Raw genomic sequence first — 23,523 nt, 5'->3', positions numbered from 1 at the left:
GCGCCATGACTCTCCCCGAGGTTGTCGGACTCCCTGTTTCTATCGGTGTCCCCGTCCCTCTCGCTTTCGCCCTGCCCGACGCGTGGAACCTCGCCGGTCGTACGGCCCTGGTCACCGGGGCCGGCAGCGCCTCCGGGATCGGATTCGCCGCGGCACGGATGCTGGGTGAGCTCGGTGCACACGTCGTGCTCACCGCCACGACCGAACGCGTGCACGAGCGAGCGGCCGAGCTGACGGAACGGGGCATCGCGGCATCCGGCATCGTCTGCACTCTCCACGCCGAGGTCGGCGCGCTGGTGCTCGCCGACTCCCTCGCGACCGCCGGGCTGGCGCCCACGATTCTGGTGAACAACGCGGGCATGGTCGCGGTCGGCGACGCCGAGATGCTGCACGGCGACGTGAGCACCACGTTGCCGGACGAGTGGGACCGCGGCCTCGCGATCAACCTATCGACCGCCTTCCACGCCACGCGCACCGTGATCGGCTTCATGCACGCGGCGGCCTGGGGGCGCATCGTCACAGTGTCCAGCGTGTCAGGGCCGGTGATGGCGTCGCGCGGGGACCTGACGTATGCGGCCGCGAAGGCTGGTCTGGCCGGGCTCACCCGGGCGCTCGCCGTGGATGAGGCCTGGCTCGGCATCACCGCCAACGCGGTCGCACCGGGCTGGATCGAGACCGGGTCGCAGCTGGAGAGCGAGGCAGTCGAGGGCGCGCTCGTGCCCGTCGGGCGCAGCGGCACGGCTGCCGAGGTGGCCTCCGTGATCGCCTGGCTGGCCTCGCCCGGCGCGTCATACGTCACCGGCCAGACGATCGTCGTCGACGGCGGTAACAGCGTGGCGGAGGAGCGCCGGTAGCGGCGGCCGGTCCGGTAGACGGTGCGGCAGCCGGTCCGGCAGCCGGTGCAGTTGAATAGACGGGTGACTTCTGCACTGATCGACCGGCTTCGCGCCGACCTCGCCGCCGCCAACTTCTCGGTCTCGGCCCTCACCGGCCTGTGGGGGATCGAAGCGGATGCCGCGTTGCGCCGCAACCAGCGGGTCCCGGCGCTGCGGGGGCTGGACGGTCTCCGGGAGAGGCTCGGGCACGCCGAACCCTGTGCCACACTGGCTCGCCTGTTCGTGCTCGGCCTGCCCGTCGACCGTGCGGATCTCGATGCCGCCCTCCCCGCGCTGGGTGCCGCCGGGGCCGAGAAGCTCGGCCTCGCGGTATCCGTCGACGCCGGTGTCGACGCCGATGTCCATCCGAGTGTCGGCCCTGTTGCATCCGGTGCATCCGTTGCGGCCGGCACCCTCCGCCCGCTCCTCGAACTGCGGCCCTACAGCTTTGTCGACGCGCATGGCGCCGGAAGCTGGTGGATCGTGTCCGACCCGGGAGAGCTCGCACTCGGCCACCCGCTCGGCGAAAGCCATGTGCTCGGGGTGGGTGGGGCATCCCTCACGTTGACCGGGCTACTGATCCCGACCCCGGTGGCCAGCGCCCTCGACCTGGGCACCGGATGCGGAATCCAGGCCATGCACGCGTCCCGGCACGCCGACCGGGTGGTAGCCACCGACATCTCGGTGCGAGCCCTGGAGCTTGCCGCGCTCAACGCGGAGCTGAACGAGATCGGGAATATCGAGTTTCGCCTCGGGAGCCTGTTCGAACCGGTCGCGGGGGAGCGCTTCGACCACATCATCTCCAACCCTCCGTTCGTGATCACCCCGCGTGTGCCGGGTGTGCCGGCCTACGAATACCGCGACGGCGGCCTGGTCGGCGACGCGCTCGTCGAGGCGGTCGTGCGCGGCGCTGCCGAACATCTCACCCCCGGCGGCGTCGCCCAGCTGCTCGGGAACTGGGAGTACCACGCCGGCCAGGATGCCTTCGAGCGTCTGGCCGCCTGGCTCGCCGCCCCCGTCACTCCTGTCACTCCTGTCACTCCTGTCACTCCTGTCACTCCCGTCACTCCCGTCGCCCCCGTCGCATCCCCTGCATCGCCAGCTTCCGCCGCGCTGCGCCCTGACGAATTCGACGGAGATTTTGCCCCAAACAGCCCGAATTCGGCGCGTTTGGCCCCTCTGGGAGCAGAATCTCCGTCGAATTCGCACACGCCCGGGGCGGAGGGTGCCGCCGGGGCCGAGGGTGCCGCCGGGGCGGAGGGTGCCGCGGGGGCCGGTGCCGAGGGTGCGCACGGGGGCCAGCAGGAGACCGCGCAGGCCACGGATGCCGCAGCACTCGACGCCTGGATCATCGAACGCGAGGTGCAGGCCCCCACGCTCTACGCCGAGACGTGGATCCGCGACGGCGGCACCCGCTCCGACACCGCCGACTTCGACCGCCTCTACGGGGCCTGGCTCGACGACTTCGCGGCGCGCGGCGTGAGTCAGGTCGGCTTCGGCTACATGCTGCTGCGCCGCCCGGCCGCCGGCACCCCCACCTTCCGTCGGCTCGAACGCCTCCCCGGCACCCTCGGCCACAATCCGGGAGGCATGGGCAGCCATCTTGCCGCTTGCCTCGCCGCCCACGACTGGCACGCGGCAACGGATGACGCCCGCCTCGCCCGCGCGCGGCTCGCCGTCGCATCCGATGTCACCGAGGTACGGCACTACTGGGCCGGCCAGGAGGACCCCACCCTGATGACGCTGCACCAGGGCACCGGCTTCGGCCGGTTGATCGCGCTGGACACCGGCCTCGCCGCCCTGGTCGGCGCCTCTGACGGCGAGCTCGACGTCGGCTCGATCGTCGCTGCGCTGGCCCAACTGCTCGACGTCGATGAGCGCGAGCTCGCCGCGGACCTGCTCCCGCGCGTGCGGGAGCTGCTCGAGGACGGCTTCCTGCAGCATCCGCTCGCCTGACGTGCTGTGTGCTGCCATCGTCTGCTGCCAGCCACGTGCTGTGAGCTGACGCGCTGACGAGGACCCCGCCCGCCACCAACGCACGCTAGACCGCCACCGCGTCACCGGCGAACGCAAACTCGGAGATTTTCGCGAAACGCCGTATTTCAGGGCGCCGGATGCCGCGTGTCGCGACAATCTCCGAAGTAACGTGCGCACACCCCACACCCCACCCCCCCCGACCGGCCACTTCACCCGGCTCTGCGGTAGCTTGGTCGTACTGCCCGGCCCGCTCGGAGAGGAGGACGTCGGCGCCATACCTGGCGCCGACACAGCGATGAAACGACGAACCTTTCTGCTCGGCTCAGTCTCCGGCCTGAGCCTGGTCGCGCTCACCGCGTGCGTGACGCCGACTCCGCGGCCCTCGGCATCCGTCACGCCCAAGTCGACGTCGACACCCTCACTCGTCCCAAAGCCGGCGGCCATGCGCCGCACATCCTGGTCGGCCGACCCGTTCGCCCGCGGCTCCTTCAGTTACCCCGCGGTGGGCGCCACGCCCGAGCAGCGCGCCGCGCTCGGCCAGCCCGTCGACGACCGCCTGTTCTTCGCCGGTGAGGCCACCTCCACCGACGCGCCGGGCACGGTGCAGGGCGCCCGCGATTCAGGGAAGCGCGCCGCCCGCGACGTGCTCGCAGCGGCGAGCCCGGGGGAGCGCATCGCCGTGATCGGCGCCGGAATCGCCGGACTCACCGCGGCCCGAGACCTGCAGGACGCCGGCTTCGACGTGTTCCTGGTCGAGGCCCGCGACCGCATCGGCGGCCGCATCGACACCGTCACCGACAAGGACTGGCCATTCCCGATCGAGCTCGGCGCGGCTTTCGTCCGGCGCACCGGCCAGACCACCCTCGACGAGGACCTCACCGACCGCGGCGTCACCACGGCCCCCTTCACCGATCCGCCGGAGGCCCGCACCGCGGCCGGCACGGTCGTGGAGGTGCCCGACACCGGCGCGCAGGCGGTCGCCACGGCGCTGGCCTGGGCCGCCGAGCAGCCCACCGACGTGTCCATCGCGCAGTCCCTCGCCGATTCGGGGGCCTCCAAGCTCTCGACGACGGATGCCGACACCGGCGTTTCCGACGCCGACTGGCTCGACTACCAGATCACGGTGGTGCTCGACCCACTGGCAGGGGGCCCCGTTCCGGAGCAGTCCTCCTGGTACTCGGACGCCAACGCTCAGGCCGACCCTGACACCGACCCCGGCGAGGACCGTATCGTGCTGGGCGGCTTCGCCACCCTGCTTACCGACCTCAGCGACGGCATCGACGTGCTCGGGTCGAGCGTGGTCACCAAGATCGCCTACAGCGACGCCGGCACCAGCCTCCGGCTCGGCACCGGCGAGTCGCTCTCCGCCGACCGGGTCGTCGTCACCGTGCCGCTGGGGGTGCTGAAGACCACGGTGATGGAGTTCGACCCGCCGCTGCCCTTCACGCACCGCGGCGCCATCTCGGCCCTGGGCATGGGCACGCTCGACAAGATCTGGCTGCAATTCGACGAGCCGTTCTGGGACACGGATGCCCCGCTCTGGTCCACGGTCGGCGGCGACGACGACTTCCGCGTCTGGATCAACATGGTTCCGCTCACCGGCGAACCGGTGCTGGTGGGCCTGGTTGCGGCGGAGACCGCTCTGCGCCTCGCGGAGGTCGACGACGACGAGTTCCTCGCCGCCGCCCTGAGCAGCCTCGAGCCGTTCTACTCGGCCGTGCCGACCGACAACCCGACCCCGGAGTAGGTCCGCACCACGCCGCTCCCCGAATCCCGGGCCGGCGCCTCGCGATTGTCAACCCGTCTTAATTCTGAGATTCGTGGTGTACTCACCTGCCAACGTCCAGTTGATGAATTCTGGCTCCCATTCGGGGCACGTTCTCATGCAGTCGCAGCCCGTCGTGGTGCAGCGCCCAGAGGTCCAGTCGTTACCCTGACTGGCCTTGCCGACGGATTCCTGACGGTGGATGCCCCCGTTCCAGGCCGGGCTCGTCCCGCCGGCCATCCCAGTGCGGTCGTCACGACCGTGCGATTGCTGTGCTCCCCATGGATATCCTCCTCGACATCGACCGCGAATCCGTCGTCCTTCTGGACGTCGACCCTGACCTGCCCTGTGAAGGCACTCACCACATTCGTGGCCTGAGCGGGCACCAACCCACCGCCCCCGGCGCCTACCTGGCGGTCTCGCAGTGCTGCGGCCCCAAGGTCGTGCAGTGCACACACTCGGGTCCTCGCGATGCGGGCATCCGGGGTGCTCTACTGCGGCGCCTGCCGGGGCGAGCACCTGACCAGCGAATACACCTTCACGCCGCTGTAGGTTCGCGCCCCTGCGCCCGCGGGGGCAGCCGCGACGTGGCCGTGAGTACGGCGGCGATCGCGGTGAAGAGCAGCAGCGCGACAAGGCAGTAGATCACGGTCTCGAGCGGGCCGCGCACCTGCACCGGGTCGAGGAAGAAATACGGGTACCACCCCACGATCGACCCGCGGATGAGCGTGAACACTCCCCAGATCGAGGGCACCACGAGAACCCAGACCAGGATTTTCCAGGGCAGGCGGGCCTTGCCGGCATCCGTCAGCCAGTCAAGGAGTGCGATCGTGGGAATCCAGAAGTGCAGCAACTGGCTCGACCAGGGCACCTCGATCGTGTAGTCCAGCGAGGAGGACTGGATGACGATGGACAGGAATACGATCCCGGAGACGGTGATGTAGGTCGTCACAAGCAACCGGAACCAGCTCAGCCAGGGTGGGTCGCTCGTGTGCCGAAATGCGACGAATGCGGCGGCGGCAAAGGCGACGATCGCGGCCATGCCGCTCTGCACGGTGAAATAACTGAAGTAGTTGTAGATCTGAAACGTGGCGAAACCGAGCACGTAATCGAAGTAGCCGGCGAGGGCCACCACGCCCAGGCCGGCGAGGAGCAGGCGGCCGATGCCGAACCCGCGGCGCACGGTGTGCACGGGGGGCGTCCGAGAGGTTCGGGCGAGGGCCCGGCGTACGGGTGCCGCAGTGAGTGCGCGCACGCCCGATTTCGTCGCCGCCGAGTGAACGCGCTTCGGGGGGTCCGTCCGAGCGGGATCGGCAGCTCGCGCGCACATGCTCCCACGCTACGCCAGCCGGTCGGGTGCCCGCTGACCTCGGTATCAACCGGATGCCGCCGCTCAGCCGGCCGTTCCGCTCAGAAGCCGATCCGGAACCCGGTCTCGCCGAGCGGCGGAATCGTGGTGACCTCGACCGTCTCGACCCGGGCCGACGGCGGGCCGTGCTGCAGCCACGAGAGCATCACCCAGACGGTTGCCGCGTCGCCCTCCAGCTCGACCTCCACCGCGCCGTCCCCGCGGTTGCGCACATGCCCCGCGAGCCCGAGTCGGCGCGCCTCGGTCTGGGTGTGGTAGCGGAACCCGACTCCCTGCACCACCCCGCGCACGACAACCTGTTTGCGAACCATGCTTCCATTGTGCCCCGCCGCAGGCGAGCCCGCATCCATCGCCCACCCGGCCCGTTCACCAACCCGCGCTGTGGCTGACTCAGGAGATCCAGCGCGGGCATCCGTCGTGCACCGAAAATCCCACGGAAACACGCGGATGCCCCTAACCGGCCCGAGCATTCTCCTGAGTTAGCCACGCGGGGTGGGGGTTAGCCACGCGCGGTGGGCACGCGGGGTGGGGGTTAGCCACGCGCGGTGGGGGAGACGCGCAGTCGGAGTGCTCCGGCCAGCCCGAAGCCAGATGCTGCCGCCATGGCCCTGCGCCGCCAACCCCCGATTCAGGCGGAGTCACGCCAGACGATCGGAGTCTCGAGCAGGATGCCCTCGGCCGGCTGCTCCTCGCCGCGCAACTGGCCCAGCACGCACTCGGCCGCCCGCTCACCGAGGCCGAAGGCGGGCTGGTGCACGGTGGACAGGTGCGGCTGTGTGCGCAGCGCCCAGGAGCTGTCGTCGAAGCCGACGATGCCGACGTCTCCGGGAATGGTGCGCCCGGCATGGCGCAGAGCCTCTATGGCTCCGGCCGCGACCGCGTCGGAGGCGGCGAACACGCCGTCGATCAGCGGGTCACGCTCGAGCAGCGCACGCATGCCGAGGGCCCCGTCGGTGAAGGTGTACAGCGGAACGCGGGCCACGAGAGCCGGGTCGAAGCGGTCGCCGAGGGCATCCGTGAAGCCGGCCAGACGGTCGGCGCCGGAGTCGCGGTCGAGCGCGGCGGCAATCATGCCGATGCGCGTGCGGCCGGTCTGCATGAGGCGTTCGGTGATGGCGCGCGCCGACGCCCGGTTGTCGATGCCTACGAAGGGAAGCTGGCGCAGGTCGGGCGGATGTCCCACGAAGGCGGCCGGAAGGCGCAGCTTCTCGATCACCCGGGTGATCGGGTCTTCCTGGCGAGCGGAGACGATGACGACCCCGTCGACGAAACCGCCGCTGAGGTAGCGGGCGACGCGCTCGGTATCGCGCTGGGAGTCGATGACCAGGCTGACCATCTGGTAGTCGGCGCGGGAGAGCACGGTGTTGGCGCCGAGTAGGATTCCGCCGATGTTGGGGTCGTCCAGGAACAGGGAGTGCGGCTCGTGCACGATGAAACCGACGGCCTCCGAGCGCTGCATGACCAGGCTTCGGGCGGCGTTGTTCGGCACATAGCCGACCTTCTCGATGGCCGCCTCGATGGCGATGCGGGCCGACGCCGAGACGTAGGGCTCGTCGTTCACGACCCGGCTGACCGTGCCGCGGGAGACTCCGGCTTCCACGGCGACGTCGTGGATCGTCGCGCGTTTGCGTCGAGACGGGATTGTCACCATTTGATAACTGTAACGCTCCCGCACACACTCCGCGCTTGACACGACCGCCGGGAGATACATACTCTGTGTACGTTCACAGAAAACCCAACGGCGAGTTTTGCTCGCGACTCTGTGCACGTTCACAGAACAGTTAGCACAGAGTCGTCACCACGGTGTCGTCACCACGGTGTCGTCACCACGAAGTGCACGCCACAGTCAGGGAGCACATGAACTCGCGAGCAGCCACCTCGAACGGTGCGGCCCCGGCCCACCCGTTCGTGCACGAGGGCATCGCCTACGGCTGTGACTACAACCCGGAGCAGTGGGGTCCCGAGACCTGGGCCGAGGACGTGCGCCTCATGCGCGAGGCCGGCGTCGACCTGGTGGCCATCAACATTTTCGGCTGGTCCCACCTCGAGCCGCGTGCGGGCGAGTACGACTTCGATACCCTCGACACGATCATCGAGCTGCTCCACGCCAACGGGATCCGGGTCAACCTCGGCACCGGCACCTCGTCGCCGCCGCCGTGGCTGACCACACTTCACCCCGAGATCCTTCCGGTCGCCGACGACGGCACGACCCGTTTCCCCGGCGGTCGCCAGGCCTGGTGCCCGAGCTCGGCCGTGTTCCGTGAGCACGCGCTGGCCCTGGTCGAAAAGGTCGCCGAGCGGTACGGCCACCACCCGGCCATCGCCCTCTGGCACGTGTCCAACGAACTGGGCTGCCACAACGCGCTCTGTTACTGCGACGACACCGCCGCCGCGTTCCGTCTCTGGCTTCAGGCGCGTTACGGCACCATCGATGCTCTCAACGCAGCCTGGGGTACCTCCTTCTGGAGCCAGCGGTACGGCCAGTGGGCCGAGATCCTCACCCCGCGGCTCACGCTGTCCAGCCACAACCCCGGCCAGGTGCTCGACTTCCACCGGTTCAGCTCCGCCGAACTGCTCGACTACTATCGCCGCGAGAGCGCGGTGCTGCGCCGCCACTCGAACGTGGCCGTGACCACCAACTTCATGGTCACCGCGCACATCCGCAACCTCGACTACTGGTCCTGGGCCGGCGACATGGACATCGTCGCCAACGACCACTACCTCGACCACCGCCTCGCCGACCCGGCCACCGAGCTCGCCTTCGCCGCGGACCTCACCCGCGGGCTCGCCCAGGGTGAGCCCTGGCTCCTGATGGAACAGGCCGCCGGTGCCGTCAACTGGCAGCCGCACAACCTGGCCAAGGCGCCCGGCGAAATGACCCGCAACTCCCTCGCCCACGTCGCCCGCGGTGCGGACGGCGTCTGCTTCTTCCAGTGGCGCGCCTCCCCGCAGGGGTCGGAGAAATTCCACTCCGCCCTGGTGCCCCACGCCGGCACCGACACCGTGCTCTGGCGCGAGGTCGTGGCCCTGGGCGCAACCCTGGATCGTCTTGCCGAGGTCACCGGCAGCCGGGTCGTCGCGGATGCCGCGATCATCTTCAGCTGGGAATCCTGGTGGGCAGGCGACGGCGAATCCCGTCCGTCCCACGCGGTGCGCTACCTCGACCAGGTGCACGCCGCCTACGCGGCCCTGCACGAACTCGGCGTCACGGTCGACATCGTCTCCCCGGATGCCGACCTCTCGGGCTACCGCCTCGTCGTCGTCCCGTGCCTCTACCTGGTCTCGGACGCGCAGGCCGAGAATCTCAACGCCTACGTCGCCGCCGGCGGCCACGCCCTGATCACCTTCTTCAGCGGCATCGTCGACGAAGACGACCGGGTGCGCACCGGCGGTTACCCCGGCGCGTTCCGCGAGATCCTCGGCATCACGGTGGAGGAGTTCTCTCCGCTGCTGCCCGGCCACGTTCTCGCTCTCGACACCGGCGCCGCCGCGAGCCTGTGGAGCGAACGCCTGCGCGTCGACACCGCCGAGGTGGTCGCGAGCTACATCGACGGGCCGCTGCCCGGCATCCCCGCCATCACCCGCAACCGGCACGGAGGCGGCACCGCCTGGTACGTCGCCACCGCGCTGGAGGCCGGCGCCCTGCGCGACGTCCTGCGCAGGATCGCCCAGGAGGCCCGGGTCACCGCGGTCGGCCCGGAGCGCACCGGAGCCATCGAGGTCGTGCGCCGTGTGAGCTCCACCCACAGCTATCTGTTCATCATCAACCACGGTTCGGGCGACGTCGAGCTTCCGGCCGCCGGCCACGAGCTCGTCACCGACGAACCCGTCGGTCGAATCGTGCGCGTGCCGGCCGGAGCCGTTCGCGTGATTAGAGAGGACCCCTCATCATGAGCGCACCTGCCGTTCCCCTGACGGATGCCCCGGGCAGCGCTGCCCGAAAGAGGCCCCGCGCCGCCAAGCCAGCCAAGGCCCCCGGAGCGAAGCCCCGCGTGCAGCACACGGGCGCGATCCTCGCGTTCGTGCTGCCGTTCGGCACCCTGTTCGCCCTGTTCTACCTCGTCCCGATCGGCTACGCGATCTACCAGTCACTGCTCGTGATCGAGCGCGAGGGCACCTTCGGCCAGGCCACCGAGGTCTTCGGCGGACTGACCCAGTACATCCTGGTGTTCCAGAATGGGCCGTTCTGGGAGTCGATCACCCGGGTGCTCGCCTTCGGCGCCGTGCAGGTGCCGATCATGCTCGGTCTCGCGCTGCTGTTCGCCCTGTTGCTGGACTCGCCGCTCGTGCGCGGCAAGAAATTCTTCCGGCTGGCGTTCTTCGTCCCCTACGCGGTCCCCGGCGTCATCGCCGCGATCATGTGGGGCTACCTCTACTCACCCAATCTGTCGCCGTTTCGGGCCGTCACCGAGAACATCAACTTCCTCTCGGCCGACCTCGTGCTCTGGGCCATCGCCAACGTCGTCACCTGGGTGTTCGTGGGGTATAACATGCTCATCATCTACTCCGCGCTGCTGGCGATCCCGACCGAACTCTACGAGGCCGCCCGCCTCGACGGCGCCGGCCAGCTGCGCATCGCCTGGTCGGTCAAGATTCCGCTGATCATGCCGGCGATCATCCTGACCGCCATTTTCTCGATCATCGGCACCCTGCAGCTGCTCGCCGAACCGCAGGTCTTCCGCAGCTTCAGCTCGGCCGTGACCAGCACGTTCACCCCGAACCTGACGGTGTACTCCACCTCGTCGATCCCGAACTTCAACCTGGCCGCCGCGTTCTCCGTTGTGCTGGCCCTGGCCACGTTCATCCTCTCCTTCACGTTCCTGAAGTTCACGCAGCGTAAGGAAGCCAAGTGAGCACCCTGACCCCCACCACCCCCGCCAAGCCGGCTCGCGGCATCCGTTCAACCGAGGCGAAGGCACCGCGCGCCCAGCGCGAGAGCCCGTTCGCCCGGGTCAGCGCCATGGTCGTCATGGGCGTCTTCACGATCTACTTCCTGGTGCCGATCTGGTGGCTGCTGGTCGCGGCCTCGAAGAACCGATCTCAGTTCAACAGCACGAACCCGCTCTGGTTCGCCGACTTCTCCCTGTTCGAGAACATCGGAAACCTGGTGGCCTACCGCGACGGCGTCTACCTCAAGTGGATGCTCAACAGCGCGCTGTACGCCGGTGGCGGTGCCCTCGTGGGCACGATCATCGCCGGAATGTGCGGGTACGCACTGGCCAAGTACAACTTCCCGGGACGCGAACTGATCTTCAACGTCGTGCTCGGCGGGGTGCTCGTACCCGCCACGGCGCTGGCGCTGCCGCTGTTCCTGATCTTCAGCCAGATCAGCCTGACCAACACTTTCTGGTCGGTGTTCCTGCCCAGCCTGGTCAGCCCGTTCGGGGTCTACCTCTCCCGCATCTACGCGTCGGCCAGCGTTCCCGACGAACTGATCGAGGCCGCCCGCCTCGACGGCGCCGGCGAACTGCGCACCTTCTTCACGGTCTCGGTGCGGATGATGGTGCCGGCCCTGGTCACCGTCTTCCTCTTCCAGTTCGTCGCCATCTGGAACAACTTCTTCCTGCCGCTGATCATGCTGCGCGACGAGACCCTGTTCCCGGTCACGCTCGGCCTCTACGCCTGGAACTCGCAGGTCAACCAGATCCCCGTGCTGCGCGATTACGTTCTGATCGGCGCCCTGCTGTCGATCATCCCGCTGATCATTATCTTCCTGCTGCTCCAGCGCTTCTGGCGAAACGGCCTCAGCGCCGGTTCGGTGAAGTAGCCGGCCTCACCCCCCTAGCTGCACCACCCCCACCCCCAAGAGAAAAGAAGAACAATGCAGATCAAGAAGAGAGCAGCCGCCGTCGCCTTGCTCACCGCAGCCACGGTCGTTCTGACCGGCTGCGCGTCGGGCTCGAGCACGTCCGGCGGTGGCGACGCCGCCGCCTGCGAACCCTCCGAGGGCAAGGTCGACCTCACGTTCACCACCTGGATCCCCGGGATGGAAGACGTCGCCGCAGTCTGGAATGAGGAGAACCCCGACGTTCAGGTAAAGGTGCAGACCGGCCCGAACGGCAACGGCGGAACGTACCAGAACTTCTTCAACCAGCTCAAGGCCGGCAACGCGCCCGACCTCGGCCAGATCGAATACGACGCCCTCCCGAACTTCCGCGTTCAGGACGGCCTGATGGACCTCGCCGCCTGTGAGGGTGTTCTCGACGCCAAGGACGACTTCGTGGACTGGACCTGGGGACAGGTCAACTTCGGTGAAGAAGACGCAGCCTACGCGGTGCCACAGGACGCCGGGCCCATGGCGATGTTCTACCGTGCCGACCTCTTCGCCGCCAACAACATCGCGATCCCGACCACCTGGGAAGAATTCGCGGTTGCCGCCGAAGCCGTGCGCGCCACCGGCGGCTACATCACCAACTTCTCGCAGAGTGACATCAACCAGTTCGCCGGATTCGTCTGGCAGGCCGGGGGAAGCTGGTTCGAGAACGACGGCGAGAACTGGACCATCGACCTGACCAGCCCCGAGTCGGTCAAGGTCGCCGACTACTGGCAGGACCTGATCGACCGCGACCTCGTCTCGACCAACCCGCCGTGGACCGACGAGTGGAACAACGCCTACAACACCGGATCCAACTGGACCTGGAACTCCGCAGCCTGGGGTGCGAACTCCATCGCCAGCGGCGCTCCGGACACCGCCGGCAACTGGTCCGTCGCCCTCTCCCCGCAGTGGGCTGCCGGCGAGAACGCCGCCGGCAACTGGGGTGGCTCGTCCACCGCAGTCTTCAAGGGCTCCGAGCACCCCTACGAGGCGGCCCAGTTCGCGCTGTGGCTGAACACCTCTGACGAGGCGCTCACGATGCTGAACAAGTCGGCCAACCTGTACCCGGCCGCCAAGAGCGGCCTCGAACTGCCGGCCCTCAAGGAAGGCGTCGAGTTCTACGGCGGCCAGGCCATCTACGACGTGTTCGCCGAGGCATCCGATCACGTCTCGCCCGACTTCATCTGGGGCCCGACCATGACGCAGGTCTACAACGACACCTCCGACGGCTTCAAGGGTGCCGTCACCGGTAGCGGAACTCTGACGGATGCTCTCACGAGCGCCCAGCAGAGCACCATCGACGCTCTCGAGGCTCAGTCGATCCCGGTCACCAAGTAGCATCAGCTCCACTGTGTCGATTCCCTACCTCCGTGCCGCGGGCACCAGCCTTGTGCTGGATGCCCGCGGCACGGGCGTACCCGTCATCGTGCACTGGGGTGCCGACCTGGGTGACCTGAACGGTGAACTGCTGGAAACGCTGGCCGACGCATCCGTGCCGGCCATCTCGCCGAGTTCGATCGACGTGCCCCTGCGGCTCTCTCTACTGCCCACCCTCGCGGCGGGCTGGAGCGGGCGTCCGGGCGTGAGCGGGTTCCGGCCCGGTGGGCGCGGCGGCGTGGCCCTCGATCTGCGCCTCACCGAGGTTCAGTCGGGCGGTGTGCGGGCGGGCGTGCCGTCTGCCTCCGGCCGCACGCTGCCCGGCACACAGGCCCTGACGATCTTTCTGACGGATGCCGCGGCCCGGGTGGCCGTGCGCACCGACCTCGAACTCTCGGTCGAGGGTGTGCTGCGACTGCGCCACACCCTCACCAACACCGGTGACGACCCTGCCTCCGCACCCTTCGAGCTTGGCTCGCTCGACGTCATCCTGCCGGTGCCCGACCGCGCCGGGGAACTGCTTGACTTCACCGGGCTGTGGACCCACGAGCGTCGGCCGCAGCGCAGTACGCTCGGCCACGGCGTGTGGAGCCGGGAGTCCCGTCACGGCCGCCCCGGCCACGACGACTCCTATCTGATGGCGGCCGGAACGCCCGGGTTCGGCTTCCGCACCGGCGAGGTATGGGCCACCCACTTGGCCTGGAGCGGCGACAAACACGTCTGGGCCGAGAACAGCGCGCTGGGCTACTCGGCGCTCGGCAGCGGCGAGCTGCTGGCTCCCGGCGAGCTGAGAGTGGCCCCCGGTGCGAGCCACACCACCCCGTGGACGGTGGCTGTGTACTCGGCTGCCGGGCTGGACGGGCTCTCGGCGCGGCTGCATCCGTGGGTCCGTTCCTGGTCGACCATCACCGGGCACCGCCCGGTCGTGCTGAACACCTGGGAGGCCGTGTACTTTGACCACGACCTGCCGACCCTGGCCCGCCTGGCCGACGCGGCGGCCGTGGTCGGGGTGGAGCGCTTCGTGCTCGACGACGGCTGGTTCACCGGCCGCTCGGACGACCGGCGGGCCCTCGGAGACTGGTTCGTCGACCCGGTCACCTGGCCCGGCGGATTGCACCCGCTGATCGAGCATGTGCACGCGGCCGGCATGGACTTCGGTCTCTGGGTCGAACCCGAAATGGTCAGCGCCGACTCGGACGTCGCCCGCGCGCACCCGGAGTGGGTGCTCGGCGGGGTGGACGCGGCTGGTGTCGGTGGTTCTGGGGCCGGTACTGGTTCGGCATCCGTCGGTGTTTCGTCGCCGGCGCTGACCTGGCGGTTCCAGCGCGTGCTCGACCTCGGCAACCCGGATGCCTTCGGCTGGGTGTTCGCCCGCCTCACCGCCCTGCTCAACGAGTACCCCATCGCCTACCTGAAGTGGGACCACAATCGCGACCTGCTGGCCGGCTCCTCCCACCGGCAGACGGTGGCGCTGTACCGGCTCATCGATGCCGTGCGTGCCGAGCACCCGGGCGTCGAGATCGAGTCCTGCGCGTCGGGGGGAGCCCGGGTCGATCTCGGAATTCTCGAGCGCGTCGATCGGGTCTGGACCAGCGACACCAACGACCCGCTCGAGCGGCAGCAGATCCAGCGGTACTCGAGCGTGCTCCTACCACCGGAGTACCTCGGCGGGCATCTCGGCGCGGCCACCGCACACACCACCGGGCGCACCTCCGAGCTCAGTTTCCGGCTGGCGACCGCCCTGTTCGGCAGCGCCGGCATCGAGTGGGACCTGACCCGCGCGAACGAGGCCGAGCGGGTGCAGATCGCCACCTGGATCGCCCGCTACAAGCAACTGCGGCCGCTGCTGCACTCCGGTGTCGTCGTTCGGGCCGACCCCAGCGACCCGGCCATCGAGCTGCACGGCGTCGTCTCGCCCGACCAGAACTCGGCCCTGTTCGCCCAGGTGGCGCTCGCCGCCCCGCGCGCGGCGCTGCCGGAGCGGATGCGGTTCCCCGGTCTCGCGCCCGAGCGGCGCTACCGGGTGGCACCGCTTTCGCTCGGCGCGCCCCCGCGCACGATCCAGGATGCCCCGCCGGCTTGGCTGGCGGAGCCGGGCTCGTCAGGTGCCGCCGGTGCTTTTGGTACCGATGGTTCAGTGACGCTCACCGGGGCTGTGCTCGCTCTCGTCGGGCTGCCCGCGCCGCTGCTCGCCCCGGAGCAGGCCGCGCTCTTCACGGTCGACGCGGTCGACGGCCTCCGCTCAGTAGTCACCGACCAGGCATCCGTCACCCGGGCCGTCAGCGCACCGAGACTCGCCGATTCTGCCGAGAGTCGCCTCTAGAGTGGGTCAACTCGGCACAACCGGCGACTCTCGGCGCACATGGTGGGCGGTGCAGGTCGTGGCAGGTTTCGCCCGGTTGCGGTCGGGTTGCGGCACCGAAAAACCAGCCCCGGGCAGTACCCTCATCGAAGCACTCGCCTCGGGGAGACCGCCTCCGCGGGTTACCCTCGCACCGAAGGAACTGTCATGAAAATCGAGAACATTGAACTGCGGCGCGTGCACATTCCCCTCGTGCGGCCCTTCCGCACCTCGTTCGGCACGTCGTCCGAGCGGGCGGTCACGATCGTGCGGGTGACCACCGCGGATGCCGAGGGCTGGGCCGAGTGCGCCGCCGATACGAGTCCGCTCTACAGCTCGGAGTTCCTCGACGGCAGCGACCTCGTCATTCGCGATCACCTGATTCCGAGGCTGCAGGCGCTCGGCGACCGGCTCACCGCCGAACGCGTCGCCGGGGCCGTGGAGCCGGTGAAGGGGCACGCGATGTCCAAGGCCGCGCTGGAAACGGCCATCCTCGACGCGCAGCTGAAGGAGGCCGACATCTCGTTCGGCGGCTACCTCGGCGCCGTGCGCGACACGGTGCCGGCCGGTGTGTCGGTGGGCATCATGGACTCGATCGACGAGCTGCTCGAGGCCGTGGCCGGCTACCTGGAGGAGGGCTACCTTCGGATCAAGCTCAAGATCGAGCCCGGCTGGGACCTCGAGCCGGTGCGTGCCGTGCGCGAGCGCTTCGGCGAGGAGCTGCTGCTGCAGGTCGACGCGAACACCGCTTATACCCTCGCGGATGCCCGTCACCTCGCCGGGCTCGACCCCTTCGACCTGCTCCTGATGGAGCAGCCGCTGAAGGAGGACGACCTGCTCGGCCACGCCAACCTGGCGAAACGGATCAGAACCCCCATCTGCCTCGACGAGTCGATCGAATCGGCCCGGGATGCGGCCACGGCCATCACCCTCGGTGCCTGCAGCGTCATCAACGTCAAGCCGGCGCGGGTGGGCGGCTACCTGGAGGCCCGTCGCATCCACGATGTGGCGGCCGCGCACGGTGTGCCCGTCTGGTGCGGCGGAATGCTTGAAACCGGCATCGGCCGGGCGGCGAATGTGGCCCTGGCCGGGCTGCCGAACTTCGTGCTGCCGGGGGACACCTCGGCCTCCAGCCGATACTACGAACAGGACCTGACCGCGCCGTTCGTGCTCGAGAACGGGCACCTGCGCGTTCCCACGGGACCGGGCATCGGCGTGGAGGTGCTGCCCGATGTGCTGGCCGGCGTCACGGCATCCGTCACCGACATCGGATTCTCGACCTGACGGCCGACGGATGTCCCGCAGCGCCACCCGCAGCGAAGCGAGCCTGAGCGAGCAGCTAGCCTGAGGGAGAAAGCCTGCACCGCACCGGACCCCTGGAGGACACCAATGCTGTTGACCGCCGACCTGTACGACCAGCGCGGGGAAGACCTGCAATCCGTTTCGCTCCAGTTCCTGAACCTGGGTGGCTTCGCCCGGTTCAGCGGCCCGATCCGCACCGTGACCTGCTTCGAGGACAACGCCCTGCTCAAGTCGGTGCTGTCGACGCCCGCCGCCGGCGAGGTGCTCGTCATCGACGGCGGCGGCTCGCTGAACACGGCGCTGATGGGCGACATGATCGCCGACCTCGCGGTGCAGAACGGCTGGGCCGGCGTGGTGATCAACGGTGCGATCCGCGACCGAGTGGCCATCGGGGGGATGCCGCTGGGCGTGAAGGCCCTCGGCAGCAACCCGCGCAAGAGCTCGAAGGCCGGCGCTGGAGTCACGGATGCCGTCGCCCGGTTCGCCGGCGTGACGTTCACCCCCGGCCGCACGATCTACTGCGACGAAGACGGGATCCTCGTCGAGCGGTGACGCCCAGCGGACGCGACACAGCACGCGCCCGGGCAAGACGCGCGGCGCCACCCGAGGAACCTCACTCAGGTGGAGCCGCTGGTGCGGGGGCCGACGTCATTGTTGTTCGTTCTGCGTACGCCGTTTCGAACCTACTCCACAACGGTACTTCGTCACCGGTCGCCCTGTCACCATCTGCGAGCTAACGATTCGTACCGACCCGGCGGCGCAGCGCCGCCCGGGCCGGCAACCTCGGCTCAGCTCGGCTCAGCGCGGCGTCGGGCGGTTGGAGCTCACGACCTGGCTGCGCTCGGTGAGCTCGACGACGCGCTTCGTGCCGTCGTCGAGGGTGACCTCCACCTCGAAGGCGTGGTCGAGCGCTCTGCTGCGGCGGAAGTCCGTCACGGTGCCACTGCCGACCTCGGCCAGGGCCGCCTGTCCGGCAGTCGTGCGGTCGACGCTTGCGAGTTCCGCAGCGGTCAGCACGCGGGGTTCGACCACGGATGCCGCGTCGCCGCTCCAGCTGGGTGCACTCACCCACACGACGGTGAAGGTCTCATCGAGCTGAACCGCGACCTCGACGCCGTTCGGAAGTCGGGTGTCGACCGTGTAGGACTCGGAGGACTCGGAAAGCGCGTGAGACTCGGCGGGGCCGCGCTGGGCATCCGTCACCGTGGCTGGCCCGACCTCGGTCAGGGCCGCGCGACTCGCACGCGCCAGCTCGGTGTCGGTCAGGGTGGTCTCGTCGTCGCCGAGACCCGTGGCGGCCGCGATTCCGGCGGCACCGGCACCCACGGCGACCGTGGCGGTCACCGCAGCCGCGATCCAGGTTGACTGTCGGATTCCGGGCACCCTGATTGCATTCACACCCCCAGTCTGGGGGGCTGCGGGCGGCTTGGATGCCACCGTGCCTGCCGCCGCGCCCTCGACCGTGTCAATTTGCCTTAGTGGCTAAACTAAATGCATTCGATGAAAGGCGTGACTCATGTCCGGCTCCTCTCCCACCCCGGCTCACGATGACTCCACGGGCATCTGATGGGCCGCATCCTCGTCACCGGTGCCTCCGGAACCGTCGGACGGGCCGTGGCCGCGGCGCTCGCGTCCACCGGCGAGAGCGTCATCTCCGCGGTGCGGAACCCGGCCGGCTCCGAATTGGCCCTGAACCCGCCGGCCGGCACGCCCCGTACCTTCGATTTCTCCGACCCGACCGGCTGGGCCGGCGCCTTCTCCGGAGTCGACCGGTTGTTCCTGCTGCGCCCGCCCGCGATCGCGAACGTGGCGGACACCCTGATCCCGGTGATCGACACGGCGCTGGCGCACGGCATCCGCCAGATCGTCTTTCTCTCCCTGCAGGGTGTTCAGTTCAACCCGGCCACTCCCCACCACGCCGTGGAGAAGCACCTCCGGCGTCGGCGGGCTCCGTACACGTTTTTGAGACCGAACTTCTTCATGCAGAATTTGTCGACCGTGTAACGTGACGGCATCCGGGAGCGCGGCGAGATCTATCTTCCGGCGGCCAGGGCGCGCACCGCATTCGTCGACGCCCGTGACATCGGGCGCGTCGCCGCGCGGGTGTTCACCGAGCCGGGGCACCTCGGCAGGGCCTACACGCTGTCGGGCGAGCAGTCGCTGGATTACTACCAGGTGGCGGACATCCTCTCGGAGGTGCTCGGGCGGCGCATCGTTTATGCGCGGCCGAGCGTCGACGACTACCTCGCCCGGTTGGCCGAGCAGGGCGCAGAGGCCGACTTCATCGCCGTGCAGAAGATGATCTACCGGGTGGTGCGCCTGGGGGTTTCCGCGTGCCCGAACCGGGTGATCCGGCGGCTCTCGGGCGATCCGGCAACCACCTTCCGGCAGTTCGCCACAGACCACCGCGACGTCTGGTCATAGGCCGCACCGGTACCCGCATCGGCACCGGCATCGCGGGCGAACCCGGTGCGCCAGTCGCCACGCCGTCGACACCCCCCTTCGGGGACTGCGTACTCCCCCTCCCCAGTCGCTAGATTCGAGTCAGCAAAGGGGATTGCGATGACGCTGGACAGTGCCACGATGCAGGAGAGCCTTGCGGCGCAGTCAGTCACCGAGCAGCTGCTGCGGGTTCAGGGGAGCGTGCCCCGACGGTCGCGGTTCGCGGGGTTCTTCGGTCTATCCCCGCACGGCGCTGACAGCATGTCCTGGTATCTCGGGGCCAAAGGAGAGATTGTGGTGGGCTCCATCCTGGCGACGCTGCCACCCGAGTGGACGGCGTTGCGCGCCGTGCCCGTCGGCTCCTCGACCGCCGAGATCGACCACCTCGTGATCGGACCCGGCGGAATCTTCACGATCACCACGAAGCACCACCCGAGCAATGACATCCGTGTCGCTCGGGACACGCTGCGGGTCGACGGCGAGTCCGTGCCGTATTTGCACAACGCCGCATCCGAGGCCGAGCGCGTCACGAGCCTGGTGCGAGAACGGATGCCGCTGGTCGCGCCCGTGCAGCCGGTGATCGTGTTCGTAGACCCTCGGCTGCTCACCATCGAGCAGAAGCCCGAGCAGGTCAAAGTGCTCGACGCGGACGAACTGCGCCGGTGGCTGGTCAGGCTCCACCCCGTGCTGTCGGCCGGTGAGGTGCAGGAGGTGGCGGACCTTCTCGACAGCCCGCACGTGTGGCACGTGCTGCCCGACACCACCCCCGATGATGCGCGCGAGCGGTTCACGGCGCTCGATACGCGGGCGCGATCGGCCGGCATCCGACGGATGCTGTGGGTCCTGTTCGCCGCGGCGGGCGCCATCGCGGCCGGTTACGTCGTGTTCCGGCTCATCGAAGCCGCGCTCGCGACGGCCTGAGCCGGAACGACGCTCCCGAAGCGGGGGGCCTACTCGGGCAGGCGGCGGCGGAACTCGTCCGTCAGCGCGTCGAGCGCGGTGCAGATGGCCACCAGAGACTCCTCCACCCCGCGGGGTGCCGCGGCATCCTCTTTGATCGTGTTGATGTGGGTTTCGAGCAGCCCGAGCTGGGTTTGCACGACCTTCATGTTGTTTACCATCCGACCATCGTAGGTGGCCGGTTCGGGCCCGTCCCCAGTGGGAGTGCCACCCGTTGGGGTGAGCCGTTACAATCGTCGGTGGGGGACCAGAAAAGATGACGTTGGAAAGTACCAGAATGCGCCAGCGCTTCGCGGCCCAGTTCATGATCGAAAAGCTGCTGCGCGAGCAGAGCGGCACTCCTCCACGAACCCTGTGGGCCCGGTTTCTGGGGCGTTCCCCGCTCGGCGTGAACTGTGAGGGCTGGTACCTGGGCGCCCAGGGCGAAATCGTGGTCGGCGAAAAGTTGGCGACGCTGTCGCCGGAGTGGGCGGTATTCCACGCGCTGCCGATCGGCGGACACGGCTGGGACATCGACCACGTGCTGGTGGGCCCCGGCGGCGTCATCACCATCAATACCAAACAGCACCGCCGCCAGCGCGTGCTCGTGGAGGAACGCAGCGTTCTGGTGGACAGCCGGCCGGTGCCCTACCTTCGTCACGCGAAATTCGAGGCGGAACGGGTCACGACGTTGCTGGAAGACCGCCGTCCGCTCCCGACTCCCGTGATTCCCCTGGTCGTCCTCGTCGGTGCGCGCAGCATCGACGTGCGGTCATCGCCGGTGCCGGTGACGGTTCTCGATGCCGCCGAGCTCGTTCCGTGGCTGACGTCCCTGCCGATCGTGCTGGGCCCGGCGGATCGTCTGCGCGTCATTGAACTGCTCGACGACCCCGACATGTGGATCGATGTGCCGCTGGGTTCCGGCGAGGGCCTGATCGAAAGCTTCTCTCGGCTCGACTCCGAGGTGCGCGCCGCCGCTCTGCAGCGCACGGTGCTGTTGCCGCTCGAGCTGGCGGTGGCAGCGGTGGCCGCCTTCATCGTGTTGAACTCGGCGACGACGTTGGCCGTGGGGATACTCGCGTCCCCGTGATCCCCCGCGACAACCCCCGCGACAGACCCCGTGAGACCATCGGAAAACACATGATATCGGGCTCCCTACACCCTGAACCTTAACGCTCGGGATCATTCTCACAGGCGACAGGCGTACCCTTGTCACACAGCTTCTCACGAAGGCTGGAAGGGGAGTCAGTGGTGTACATCCGCGTGCAGACCAGCGTCGCGGTGCAACAACTCGCTAACGGTCTGCACGATGCGGGCCGTGATCGTCCCTGGGTTGTGGTGTCGTCGCCGTTCGGCACCACCCTGCCCGAAATCGGAATCGACCAACTCGCCGGCCAGATCGGCGACGTCGCGCGCGTCTTCCTGATCGAGACGGGCGAGCTCACCCGCCAGCTCGGCGATCTGCTCCCGGCCCAGTTCCAGGTTTACGGCAGCGCCGGGCGTTCCTTCCCCGTCGGCGACGCGTTCGCCGACCTGGCCCGTTCCCGGCTTCGGTTCACGCACGGCGACCCGCAACACGCCACCGATCAGCTGGTGACGGATGCCCTCGCCCACGCGCATCAGGCCGGCCTCTTCGCGCTCGCCCCGGCATCCGTAATCACCGTGGACGGCACCGTCAAGGGGTTCATGCTGGGCGGTTCCCGGGCCCTGGTCGAACTCGACGGCGGCGGCATGGCCACCGTCTGGCAGGAGCTGACCTACCCGCCGGTACCCCTCGACTGGACTTTGCAGACCGGTCAGCGCATCCAGGGCGCGCTCGACGCACCCACCCATCGTCTCAATGTCGAGATCAAGCCGCCCTCCGTGACCACGATCGCGAAGCGCTACCCGCACGGCAGCATCACGCTCGCTCTGGTGCAGAAGGTCAGTGCGCAGCGGGCGGTTCTGGCCCTGCACCCGCACCTGGCGCTCACGATCACCCGGGCCGATATCTCGGCCAACCCGCTTGACAAGGTCGATGCCCTGCTCTCCGAGGGTGACGTCGTGGCGGCCCGGGTCATCCACCTGCCGAGCGGTGCCCTGCACCTGTGCCTGAGCGACGTCGACGACGACGAAACCGTTCTGCCGTCGCTGTGTGCCGTGCGGAATGGACCTCCCTGGCTGCAGGAAAATCGTCCGCTGCTGCCTCAGGTCGAGGAAGACGCAGGCGCCGCCGCAGTGGTCGAACTCGACAGCCAGCCCGCGCTCGTGGGTGCCTCCGCATCGGCCCGCCGCGCCGCGGAGGTCGCCCGTATCGGCATTTCCGGCGGTTCCGGCGTTTCCGGTGCTGCCGGGGTCTTCGATGCGGCCGGCGTCTCCGGGGTCACGGTACTGATCACAGCAGGCCCGACATCGGACCGCCTTCACCCGCGCCCGTCGCCGGGGCCGGGCCGCGTGCACGCCCTGCGTCCGGTTACGACGGGGGCCACCCCGTTCCGGGTCACGCCCACGCCCATTCCCGCGCCACACTCCGCGCTGCAATCGACCCAGCTGTCCCTCGCCGAGGCGAAGTCTCGCATCATGCGGCTCGAGAACCAGCTTTCCGAGGCCGGCGCCACCGATTCCGACCTCGCCAAACTGCGCGAGCAGGCCCGCTCCGCGCAGTTGCAACTGCGCGATGCCCTCGTCGAACTCGCCACCCTGCGCCACACGGTCGCGGAGCTGCGCGACGACCAGCGGGCCCAACGACGGATGCTGCGCGAATCCCGCCGCACCGTCCCCACCCACTCCACGGTCAGCGAATACGAGTCGCGGCGAGCCGCCTGGGAGGAACCCTCCGGCTGGGTGCGGCATGAGATCCTCCTCGCCTGGGTCGACCGGGTTCCGGAGTCGGACCGCGAGGAATGGAAGCTGCCGCACAGTTACGTGCTGGGGGAGCGGTTCACCGAATCTCTCGCCGGGCTCGACGACGGCCAGCTGGCCAAGGCGTTCAAGGCATCCGTCGACGTGCTCACCGGCCGGGTGAAGACCCTCAAGGGGCGGCACCTGCACGCGCTGCGCCAGGGCGCAGGGCCGGCCGACCCGCACCTGCTGCGCTGGGATGGCGCCCGCTGCATGCGAGTCTCGATCGAGCAGAACACCCCCGCCGCGCGCCGAATGCACTTCTGGCAGCTCCCGGATGGCGGCATCGAGCTGGGCCGCATCGTCACCCACGACGACATGGAAGCCTAGGCCTCGACCTGGACGGACTGCATCAAGCCCATCGTCCGGACGGATTCCTACCCGCTGGTGCACGGGGGTCACTGAGTCACCGGCTGCCGACGGTGTTGGATGACGGCACTG

The 23,523-nt window shown here is 68.9% G+C and carries 20 protein-coding genes; 15 read left to right on the top strand and 5 right to left on the bottom strand.

Translation table 11 applies throughout. From position 1 onward, the window contains the following. Window positions 1-5: 5 nt before the first annotated feature. The 3 genes from CXY82_RS14315 to CXY82_RS14305 all read left to right on the top strand — a co-directional run bounded on the left by CXY82_RS14315 (window position 6) and on the right by CXY82_RS14305 (window position 4,599). Window positions 6-854, top strand: coding sequence for an SDR family NAD(P)-dependent oxidoreductase (locus CXY82_RS14315; RefSeq protein WP_104171514.1), 849 nt, complete (start codon window positions 6-8; stop codon window positions 852-854). Between the two features lie 63 nt (window positions 855-917). Next, entirely contained in the window at window positions 918-2,831 is a 1,914-nt protein-coding gene (locus CXY82_RS18135; protein ID WP_233199358.1) for a methyltransferase, read from the top strand. A 316-nt stretch (window positions 2,832-3,147) separates the two neighbouring features. Continuing rightward, complete coding sequence (locus CXY82_RS14305) at window positions 3,148-4,599, top strand: NAD(P)/FAD-dependent oxidoreductase (protein ID WP_104171513.1); 1,452 nt, start codon at window positions 3,148-3,150, stop codon at window positions 4,597-4,599. A gap of 556 nt (window positions 4,600-5,155) precedes the next feature. On the opposite strand, the gene CXY82_RS14300 is transcribed toward CXY82_RS14305, so the two are convergent. The 3 genes from CXY82_RS14300 to CXY82_RS14290 form a co-directional block, all read right to left on the bottom strand. After that, a complete protein-coding gene (locus CXY82_RS14300; RefSeq protein ID WP_134542476.1) occupies window positions 5,156-5,872 on the bottom strand; it encodes a Pr6Pr family membrane protein in 717 nt (238 codons plus the stop codon). Between the two features lie 155 nt (window positions 5,873-6,027). Continuing rightward, the gene (locus tag CXY82_RS14295) at window positions 6,028-6,297 is read right to left on the bottom strand and encodes an acylphosphatase (protein ID WP_104171511.1); all 270 of its coding nucleotides are present in this window, start codon (window positions 6,295-6,297) and stop codon (window positions 6,028-6,030) included. A gap of 317 nt (window positions 6,298-6,614) precedes the next feature. Beyond that, on the bottom strand, window positions 6,615-7,637 hold the full coding sequence (locus CXY82_RS14290) for a LacI family DNA-binding transcriptional regulator (protein WP_104171510.1): 1,023 nt from the start codon (window positions 7,635-7,637) through the stop codon (window positions 6,615-6,617). A 206-nt stretch (window positions 7,638-7,843) separates the two neighbouring features. Here CXY82_RS14290 and CXY82_RS14285 point away from each other — a divergent pair, with 206 nt between their 5' ends. The 7 genes from CXY82_RS14285 (at window position 7,844) to rraA (ending at window position 17,373) form a co-directional block, all read left to right on the top strand. Further along, a complete protein-coding gene (locus CXY82_RS14285; protein WP_104171509.1) occupies window positions 7,844-9,880 on the top strand; it encodes a beta-galactosidase in 2,037 nt (678 codons plus the stop codon). Further along, window positions 9,877-10,839 carry a carbohydrate ABC transporter permease gene (locus tag CXY82_RS14280; protein WP_104171508.1) on the top strand — a complete coding sequence of 321 codons (963 nt, stop codon included), beginning with the start codon at window positions 9,877-9,879 and terminating at the stop codon, window positions 10,837-10,839. Before CXY82_RS14285 ends, CXY82_RS14280 begins: the two co-directional genes overlap by 4 nt. Beyond that, window positions 10,836-11,753, top strand: coding sequence for a carbohydrate ABC transporter permease (locus tag CXY82_RS14275; RefSeq protein WP_369827914.1), 918 nt, complete (start codon window positions 10,836-10,838; stop codon window positions 11,751-11,753). Before CXY82_RS14280 ends, CXY82_RS14275 begins: the two co-directional genes overlap by 4 nt. 54 nt (window positions 11,754-11,807) lie before the next feature. Then, complete coding sequence (locus CXY82_RS14270; protein ID WP_104099344.1) at window positions 11,808-13,139, top strand: extracellular solute-binding protein; 1,332 nt, start codon at window positions 11,808-11,810, stop codon at window positions 13,137-13,139. A gap of 13 nt (window positions 13,140-13,152) precedes the next feature. Continuing rightward, window positions 13,153-15,501 (top strand): alpha-galactosidase, encoded by a 2,349-nt coding sequence (locus CXY82_RS14265; RefSeq protein ID WP_104171507.1) that lies wholly within the window; start codon window positions 13,153-13,155, stop codon window positions 15,499-15,501. Window positions 15,502-15,687: 186 nt separating this feature from the next. Beyond that, window positions 15,688-16,803: an o-succinylbenzoate synthase gene (menC, locus tag CXY82_RS14260; RefSeq protein WP_104171506.1), complete on the top strand. Its 1,116-nt coding sequence runs from the start codon at window positions 15,688-15,690 to the stop codon at window positions 16,801-16,803. A gap of 105 nt (window positions 16,804-16,908) precedes the next feature. Beyond that, on the top strand, window positions 16,909-17,373 hold the full coding sequence (gene rraA / locus CXY82_RS14255) for a ribonuclease E activity regulator RraA (RefSeq protein ID WP_104171505.1): 465 nt from the start codon (window positions 16,909-16,911) through the stop codon (window positions 17,371-17,373). Between the two features lie 246 nt (window positions 17,374-17,619). Here the strand turns inward: rraA and CXY82_RS14250 are convergent, their stop codons facing one another. Continuing rightward, window positions 17,620-18,219 carry a hypothetical protein gene (locus tag CXY82_RS14250; protein WP_146069143.1) on the bottom strand — a complete coding sequence of 200 codons (600 nt, stop codon included), beginning with the start codon at window positions 18,217-18,219 and terminating at the stop codon, window positions 17,620-17,622. Between the two features lie 168 nt (window positions 18,220-18,387). On the opposite strand from CXY82_RS14250, the gene CXY82_RS14245 reads away from it, so the two are divergent. From CXY82_RS14245 to CXY82_RS14235, 3 genes are all read left to right on the top strand, one after another. After that, on the top strand, window positions 18,388-18,825 hold the full coding sequence (locus tag CXY82_RS14245) for an NAD(P)H-binding protein (protein WP_104171503.1): 438 nt from the start codon (window positions 18,388-18,390) through the stop codon (window positions 18,823-18,825). A gap of 99 nt (window positions 18,826-18,924) precedes the next feature. After that, entirely contained in the window at window positions 18,925-19,245 is a 321-nt protein-coding gene (locus tag CXY82_RS14240; RefSeq protein WP_104171502.1) for a hypothetical protein, read from the top strand. A 138-nt stretch (window positions 19,246-19,383) separates the two neighbouring features. Then, the gene (locus CXY82_RS14235) at window positions 19,384-20,184 is read left to right on the top strand and encodes a nuclease-related domain-containing protein (RefSeq protein WP_104171501.1); all 801 of its coding nucleotides are present in this window, start codon (window positions 19,384-19,386) and stop codon (window positions 20,182-20,184) included. Window positions 20,185-20,213: 29 nt separating this feature from the next. On the opposite strand, the gene CXY82_RS17410 is transcribed toward CXY82_RS14235, so the two are convergent. Next, a complete protein-coding gene (locus tag CXY82_RS17410; protein WP_158251979.1) occupies window positions 20,214-20,384 on the bottom strand; it encodes a hypothetical protein in 171 nt (56 codons plus the stop codon). A gap of 116 nt (window positions 20,385-20,500) precedes the next feature. On the opposite strand from CXY82_RS17410, the gene CXY82_RS14230 reads away from it, so the two are divergent. After that, window positions 20,501-21,292, top strand: coding sequence for a nuclease-related domain-containing protein (locus CXY82_RS14230; protein WP_158252202.1), 792 nt, complete (start codon window positions 20,501-20,503; stop codon window positions 21,290-21,292). A gap of 158 nt (window positions 21,293-21,450) precedes the next feature. Next, window positions 21,451-23,412: a hypothetical protein gene (locus CXY82_RS14225; protein WP_104171499.1), complete on the top strand. Its 1,962-nt coding sequence runs from the start codon at window positions 21,451-21,453 to the stop codon at window positions 23,410-23,412. The last annotated feature ends 111 nt before the right edge of the window (window positions 23,413-23,523 follow it).

This window comes from Cryobacterium sp. M23 (assembly GCF_002929655.1).
GTDB lineage: Bacteria > Actinomycetota > Actinomycetes > Actinomycetales > Microbacteriaceae > Cryobacterium > Cryobacterium sandaracinum.
The sequence above is the reverse complement of the archived record's forward strand: the minus strand, read 5'-3'. Positions and strand labels throughout refer to the sequence as shown.